This is a genomic window from Agrobacterium sp. 22-3639C2, assembly GCF_053522105.1.
In genome coordinates this window covers 660,594-667,549 of sequence record NZ_JBNWDB010000004.1, presented here as the reverse complement: position 1 = coordinate 667,549, position 6,956 = coordinate 660,594, and the positions used below count along the sequence as shown (strand labels likewise).

Sequence of the window (6,956 nt, the reverse complement as noted above, 5' to 3'; positions counted from 1 at the left end):
CGCCGATGCATATCTGTTCGCTCTCACAAGCTGGGGACAAGCGTCATGGCTGAAGTCATACTATGGTGCAGATATCCATTTCGACGATCTTCTCAACCTCAGAGGCTGGTATGAACGCGTAAAAGAACGGGATGCGGTGAAGCAGTCCATACTTGAAGAAGGCTTATCGCTGAGCTGAGTTCATCATTCTTTCCAGCACGCTATATGTCCGCAATTGGCGCTTCCGCGCCAAGTCGGCCGTTGGCCCATAGCAGATGTTGACAGAGGTGTTTTGCCACACTGTACTGGCTGCCATCGCAGATGAATGCAGCCACAAGGTTAGCCAGATGCAAATTAGGAATGCCTCGAAAGAGGATGCGCTCCGGTGCGTGGAGCTTGTCGAAGCAAGACGTAAAGAATACGAGAACTACGAGCCGCGCTTTTGGAAAAAAGCCGCTAACTCAGCTGCTTCGACTCTTTCATGGTTTGAAAAACTGTTCTCTGATGAGCACAACGTGTCTCTTGTCGCCGTTGAGAACACACTGATCGTCGGTTTTCTTATCGCGCGAGAGTTTCCAACTCCGCAAGTATACGATCCGGGTGGGGCGACCGCTTTGATCGATGACTTCTGCGTTGCTGCTAAAGATCGTTGGCACGATGCGGGTGCAGCATTGTTGCAGCGCGCAAAATCGGAGCTAAATCGGCGGGGGTTCGCACAAGTTGTGGTAGTTGGCGCTCAACGGGATGCCGCCAAAACTGCGTTATTGAGCCAAGCCAACCTTTCATTAGCTTCGACATGGTGGACATCAGAAGTGTAGCATTTCCCGAAATTGCGGGCATTCCTTAACTCAACGGCACCCAGCCATAAGTTGGACTCTCCGTTGCCGGAACGGCCGCTTCTGGTGCACTCTCGCCAAACTGGCCGCCGCCCCGAGCGGCCTCAAACCTCATCTTTTAAAGAACAGGCTCGAAAACACAGTTGACCACGCCAACGTTTGCCACGAACTTGCAAAGCTCAGACATGGACGGAGTTATGTGATGGTGCGGTCGGTCATCGAGTTGCGGAACGTCGCCGGCACTGAGGCAGCGATGGGTTGGGCTGGCGGCCATACGGTGGTCATCGATCGGCCGGAAGGCAAGGCCGGGGGATTGGGTCTCGGTTTCAATGGCGGCCAAATGCTCGCTCTAGCAATAGGAGGCTGCTACTGTAATGACCTACGCTATGTCGCCCATGAACGTGGCGTGAAAATCGAACAAATTGCCGTAACAGTGACACTTGACCTAGAGGGTGTACCGCTGGTCGCCACCAAAGCCGTGCTATCTGTAAAGTGCGAGACATCGGACGGCTCCGATCCGAAAGCCTTGATCGATCATGCGTGGTCGGTGTGCACAGTCGCCAACTCCCTCAATCGCGGGATCCCGACGATAATACAGGTCGCATGACCGTTTTTGGCGCTTTTCAGCCTTTTCGCGGTACCTGCTACAGATTGAGTTGAGGCCGAAACATCTTCGCTGTCGTCCTACGGTCAATCGTCCCCACTAGACTTTGAGTCCGTCTCGGATGGCGTGGGCAAGATGTGAGGCACCGCTGCGAGAATGACCAAGACGATCGCGGTCGATAAGACGGCCGTTACCTCCATTCCCAGGCCGGCCATTACACCAATCGCGGCTGTCGCCCAGATACTGGCCGCTGTGGTGAGCCCTTCTACCTCCCGCTGCGCCGAGCGGATTATGATAGCACCCGCGCCGAGGAAGCCTATTCCTTGAACGACACCCTGCAGTACCCGTGAGAGATCGCCGATCTGCATGCCGCTCTGCAGTGGACCTAAAACGAAAAGTGCAGCACCTACGGCAACCAACATATGAGTCCGCAAGCCAGCACTTCTGCCCTTGCTCTCGCGTTCGAACCCGAGAACCCCACCGAGTACCGCCGCGATCACAAGGCGCACAGTGATGCGAGTTATGGCCGACGCGTCTGGAACATCAGAGAATTCTTTGACTAACGTCCCCCAAACTTCGTCTCCCACGGTCGCATCCTTATGTCGTTCGCAAATTTGGCATGTAAACGAGGTGCCATACAAACGCTGCGTTGGCAACTTCACTGCCGCCATCGTCACCCGTGAGGGTAACTTTTGTGCCGATAGGGGGAATAACAGCCGTCTCGCACCGTCAATTGCCGCAGGATGCCTTCCCCCAACCGTCCAGCGGAGCGATTGCTCGTGCGAGCGCAAGCAGCAAGCACCGGGATGTAAAGCCATGTCTGCATTTAGGTACGGGCAAACACGGTGTCTGTGACTGGAATGAAGGCGCGAAGCGGAAGACGACCTTCGGCCCGGAGAGGAAGTCGAGCTCGGTCCTGAACGTCCCTTGACAACTGACCCTGTTTGGAGTGGCAAATAATCGCTACTTTATGGGCTCAATTTGGAAAGCGTCCGATAAGATGGAACAATCGCAATACAGCACCGCGTCCCGTTTGCCGACAGTAGAAGAGTACCTGCATCTTCGTTCTGTCGCCGGGCTAAGTGCGTTTTCGCCAGAGGCTGCCCGGTTAGGGCTAACGGGTACGGTTTACTCGGTCGTTGTCATGCATCGAGGCGCGGCAATCGGGATGGGGCGATTGATCGGCGATGGAGGCTGCTTTTTCCAGGTTGTCGACATCGCTGTTCATCCCGACCATCAGGGACGAGGACTGGGGAAAACCATCATGCAGACAATCATGTCGTATGTCTCGCGAAAGCTGCCCGTCTCGGCCTATGTCAGTCTGATCGCGGACGTTCCGGCGAACAAACTCTACGAAAAATTTGGCTTCAAAGAAACTGCTCCGCGATCGCTGGGAATGGCATATCGGGTTACTTCGGCTAAACCTTGAAACGAGCTTGCAAGACGGCCGCAATTGGCGCAAAGCGGAAGACGGCAGTCGGCCCATTGCGGACAATGCTCAAACGGCGGCAGCGATGTTACGGCCCGGTAAAAGGTACCAAAAGACGGAAGTCAAAACGACTACACTGCCCAGCAGGACTGGCAGCGTGATCTCCTCGCTGAAGAAAATCCAAACCCATATCGGACCAAGGATGACATCAAGCATGGAAAGTAGTCCAGCTTCACCTGAAGCGACCCGTCGAGAACCAAGCAACAAGAGCACGTAACCAATGCCCGTCGTGAAAATTCCATAGAATGCGCATGCAAGGAGCTGTGTTGGCGTCGGCATCGAATGCTGCATGAGAGGAAGTGCGATGCAAAAGCATGCCAAAGCGGCAAAGACCGTCATCATAGTCGAGTCCATAGTCGGAAACCGTTTGGCGATGACAATCTGCGTGGCGCACCCAGTCGTCATGACAAATGCAGCAAGGATGCCGAGAATGTCGTTTGCCGACATCGCCGCTCCGACCGAAATACCTACCCCCAGGAACGCTAGACAACCAGCGATTATGAAGCGGTATGTCACGCGGTCCTTCAGCCACAAAAAGGCGATACCAGTCGCGACGAATGGAAGCGTGGCGTACACTGTCATGACATTAGCGACGGTGGTCCATTGCAAAGACGCAACGTAGGTGATCGCCGCTATTGTCGACACGGCACATGCGGCTAAGCCGGGCATGCCGAAAGTTCCTTTACCACCTGTCTTCGTTGATCTTCGGCGGTACAATACGAAAGCGCCGAGCGTGACTAATGAGAAGGCCGACCGCCAGCCGATCATTGACCAGACATCCATGTCGGCGATGCGCACAAAAAGCCCGGCTGTGCTCCACAGAACGGCAGAAGAAATCACCAGGTAGATGCCGACAAGCCGACTGCGTGCTATGCTCATACGAAGCTCGCTCCACGGAGAGAAATGTGTATAAGCAGCCTTGTAGACGATTGGTCTAGTTATGGATGGTCAATTTACGACGCGAGATCGGCTCATTTCCGAAGGCATGCGGCAACTGTTGGCCCATGGATATGAGGGTGTGGGGATTGGCCCGATCCTGAAGGCCGTCGATGTCCCGAAAGGGTCGTTCTATTACTTCTTCCAGAGCAAGGATGATTTCGTCGTGGCGGTCATCGAAGCCTACGAGGAAAAGTACCGTCGCCTGAGGGAGCACTTCTTCACCGACACCTCGCTCCGTCCGCTGGCTCGTCTCGACGCCTATTTTGCAGCTCTTGAAGCCGAATACAGGACGGACGCTCCGTATGCAGGCTGCCTTTATGGCATCATTGCCCAAGGCGCTGCGGGCCGGAGCGCAGTCGTTCTTGATACGCTCGCTACGTCATTCGCACGCTGGGAGAAAAGCATTCAAGGGGTGCTGGCCGCTGCGCAGCAGGATGGCGATATCGACATTGAAGAGAACATCAATGATTTAACAGCCAGTATCGTGGACGCCTACGAGGGGGCGCTCATTCGAGCTAAGGCAAAGGAGGGCGCGTCTGCGTTCACGCGCTTCCGTGAAATCGTGCTGAGACGTTTGGTTTCCCCCACAAAGCTGGATGTCCGCTAATGGCGCACAGGTGACGTGTTACGCCGCTGCGAAGCGTTGCCTGCTTTCAGGCGCGTCCCATGATGGCCTCTGTGACCGACACGAAGGCGCTTTGCCGACTGGCCGGAGCCGACCCCATTATCGCCGTTCACTATGCGGGCTGACTTCCCGGAAGCAATCATCGCGGGGGGGCCTTAGCTGTAAAGGTAGCGACGCATGCAATAGAGCAGCGTTGCCATTTCCGCGTTCTCGCGCAAGTCGATCGCGCGCCTGAAGAGGAACCGATGGGTCGCCTCGTCGACGCCATTAGTTAGCTCGCATTCAAAGGTGAACCGATGCGTTTGTGAGGATCGGCTGGTTTAGCGAACGGAAGCTTCCGTGAACTTAATGCGGGCCGAACGACCGATTGAAGCCGCTTTGCCAGCTTGCCAGACCCGATCCCATTCTGGCCGTTTGGCGCCAGAACGCCAACTCCCAAAAGCCGCCGCGAGCAACTAATCCAAAAGCTTGGCTTGCGCTCCGTCCTCATACCGCGCTCGCAGCTTCCCCAAGATCTCGTGTGAGAAACATGACGGTCGCCAAATCGGACGTTCCTCTGGGAAACTCTCTCCCAGATCGTGCCACTCGACACTAGCATCGGCGGTCGTGCCCTGGAAAGTGGCCTCAGTATTGGCCGAGAGGGCCGAAGCGCTGTAGGGAATTAAGATCCTCTGCCTCATGGTCGTGGTTTGCTCTGGGCCGGCGGTGAGCCGAACTTGCGGGAATAGGCGCGGGAAAATGCGGCGGCGCTGCCGAAGCCGACCCCGGCGGCGACCGATTTAACACTTCGTCCGGCGCGCAGTTCTGCTCGTCCGAGCGCCAGGCGCCAGCCATTGAGGTAGGCGATAGGCGACTGGGCAACGGTTTGCGTGAAGGTGGAAATGAATTGTCCGCGCGACATATCCGCTATGGCGGCAAGGTCCGCAATCCGCCAATTTCGCGCCGGATTGTCATGTATGGCCACAAGGCTGGAATGCAGTGCGGGGTGCGCCAGACCCGCCAGTAATCCCGCATCGACCGTGCCGATCGCTATTGCCTTGCGGATCGCAAGCACGACGATGATCTCGCATAGACGCGCCTCGATAGTACCGCCACCACAGCGGGCGACCTCGACCTCGGCCACCATCAGTTGACACAAACCGCGCAATTCCGGTTCGTTGGCCAGTGAAAGGCACAATTCGTCTGGCAGTGCACCGACCAACGGATTGGCACTACCGCCAAAATCCACTGTGGCGCCAGCGCATATAGCTGCGCCATCCGGCAGCGACGCCGTGGATCTGGCGCGATAAAGCAGATGGGTCGGTTCACCTGCGCCATGGACATTGATGATCAGGAGGTTAGCGGCTTCAGCACAATCGCAACGTGATGCGCCAAGATGAAAGGCTTTCAGGAAAGCCGTCAACCGATCATGTTTTCGCCCGGAATCTGAACTTTCAGTCATGTATTTCCTCCCTTTCCTGATCGCAAATCTTGTATCCTCCCTGAGCGAAGCACGCCAGCACGTCGAAACAGACAAGAGACAGCATGACACAGGATTCTGCAGCCAAATTTGACGCCTCCCGCGCAGGGGAATACGCACGACAAAGTAGGATAGCGCTGGCCGGATATGACGCCTGCCACGAGCTTTCCGCCTGCATGCTGTCTGCAGCTCTGGGCGAAGGAACGGCGGCACGGGTGCTGGTTGTCGGGGCTGGCGGTACGGCGGGCGAAATCATCGCCGCCGCTCGGCTGGAACCGCAATGGTCCTTTGTCGCCGTCGATCCTTCAGCACCGATGCTCAACCTTGCACGCGATCATCTGGTCAGGGCCGAAGTGTCTGACCGGGTGGAGACCGTCCTCGGAACCGTCTCCGATCTGGATAGAGCTCCATCGTTTGACGCTGCAATCATGATCGGCGTGCTGCACCATTTGCCAGGGAACGCCGCAAAGCAGGATGTTCTGGCGCAGATTGCAATGCGGCTGTATCCTGACGCGCCCCTGATTGTGGCGGGGAATTATCGGGCATATGCGTCTCAGCCCCTGCTCATGGCAGCCTGGGCAGCACGCTGGCGTATGAACGGCGCCGGGCCTGAAGAGGTCCAGACCAAAATGGGCAAGATTCTGCAGGGCGCGGAGCCACCCCGATCGGAAGACGAGGTCATTTCGTTGCTGGAGGGCGTTGGTTTCAACGAACCGCTTCGGTTTTTTGCAAGCCTGTTTTGGGGAGCATGGCTTGCCCGACACGTGGGGAACGCTAAGTGAGCGCCATAATCTGCTCGATTTGCAGACAGTTTGGATCAAAGAGACAAGTTCACTCTAAGCCATCCGGTATTGGCAAATTGTCAGCCCGAACCCCGATGGCTCAACGTAACGCCGGGGCGAAAAACGCCGTATGAGCACACTCGCGCAGCTAGAGGATAGCTTTCAGGCATTCGAAGCGACAACGCGAGCGACTTGAACGAAGGCGTATATCCGGAAAAGGCCGATGCGCCGAAATACACGGTC

At 56.4% G+C, this 6,956-nt stretch carries 8 protein-coding genes; 5 read left to right on the top strand and 3 right to left on the bottom strand.

Going from position 1 to position 6,956, the window contains the following annotated elements:
* Positions 1 to 368 precede the first annotated feature (368 nt).
* Complete coding sequence (locus tag ACQZ6D_RS20470; RefSeq protein ID WP_236762352.1) at positions 369 to 797, top strand: GNAT family N-acetyltransferase; 429 nt, start codon at positions 369 to 371, stop codon at positions 795 to 797.
* Positions 798 to 1,017: 220 nt separating this feature from the next.
* The gene (locus tag ACQZ6D_RS20465; RefSeq protein ID WP_003517291.1) at positions 1,018 to 1,422 is read left to right on the top strand and encodes an OsmC family protein; all 405 of its coding nucleotides are present in this window, start codon (positions 1,018 to 1,020) and stop codon (positions 1,420 to 1,422) included.
* A gap of 83 nt (positions 1,423 to 1,505) precedes the next feature.
* On the opposite strand, the gene ACQZ6D_RS20460 is transcribed toward ACQZ6D_RS20465, so the two are convergent.
* Positions 1,506 to 2,006, bottom strand: coding sequence for an MgtC/SapB family protein (locus ACQZ6D_RS20460; protein WP_035201502.1), 501 nt, complete (start codon positions 2,004 to 2,006; stop codon positions 1,506 to 1,508).
* A gap of 413 nt (positions 2,007 to 2,419) precedes the next feature.
* Between ACQZ6D_RS20460 and ACQZ6D_RS20455 the strand changes: the two genes are divergently transcribed.
* Positions 2,420 to 2,848, top strand: coding sequence for a GNAT family N-acetyltransferase (locus ACQZ6D_RS20455; RefSeq protein ID WP_448730158.1), 429 nt, complete (start codon positions 2,420 to 2,422; stop codon positions 2,846 to 2,848).
* 69 nt (positions 2,849 to 2,917) lie between these two features.
* Here the strand turns inward: ACQZ6D_RS20455 and ACQZ6D_RS20450 are convergent, their stop codons facing one another.
* Positions 2,918 to 3,787, bottom strand: a complete 870-nt coding sequence (locus tag ACQZ6D_RS20450) for a DMT family transporter (RefSeq protein WP_173995512.1) — start codon at positions 3,785 to 3,787, stop codon at positions 2,918 to 2,920.
* Between the two features lie 61 nt (positions 3,788 to 3,848).
* Between ACQZ6D_RS20450 and ACQZ6D_RS20445 the strand changes: the two genes are divergently transcribed.
* The gene (locus ACQZ6D_RS20445) at positions 3,849 to 4,454 is read left to right on the top strand and encodes a TetR/AcrR family transcriptional regulator (RefSeq protein WP_111805088.1); all 606 of its coding nucleotides are present in this window, start codon (positions 3,849 to 3,851) and stop codon (positions 4,452 to 4,454) included.
* Positions 4,455 to 5,148: 694 nt separating this feature from the next.
* Here the strand turns inward: ACQZ6D_RS20445 and ACQZ6D_RS20440 are convergent.
* Positions 5,149 to 5,913 (bottom strand): AraC family transcriptional regulator, encoded by a 765-nt coding sequence (locus ACQZ6D_RS20440; RefSeq protein WP_174007663.1) that lies wholly within the window; start codon positions 5,911 to 5,913, stop codon positions 5,149 to 5,151.
* 83 nt (positions 5,914 to 5,996) lie between these two features.
* Between ACQZ6D_RS20440 and ACQZ6D_RS20435 the strand changes: the two genes are divergently transcribed.
* Positions 5,997 to 6,713 carry a class I SAM-dependent methyltransferase gene (locus ACQZ6D_RS20435; protein ID WP_097169959.1) on the top strand — a complete coding sequence of 239 codons (717 nt, stop codon included), beginning with the start codon at positions 5,997 to 5,999 and terminating at the stop codon, positions 6,711 to 6,713.
* The last annotated feature ends 243 nt before the right edge of the window (positions 6,714 to 6,956 follow it).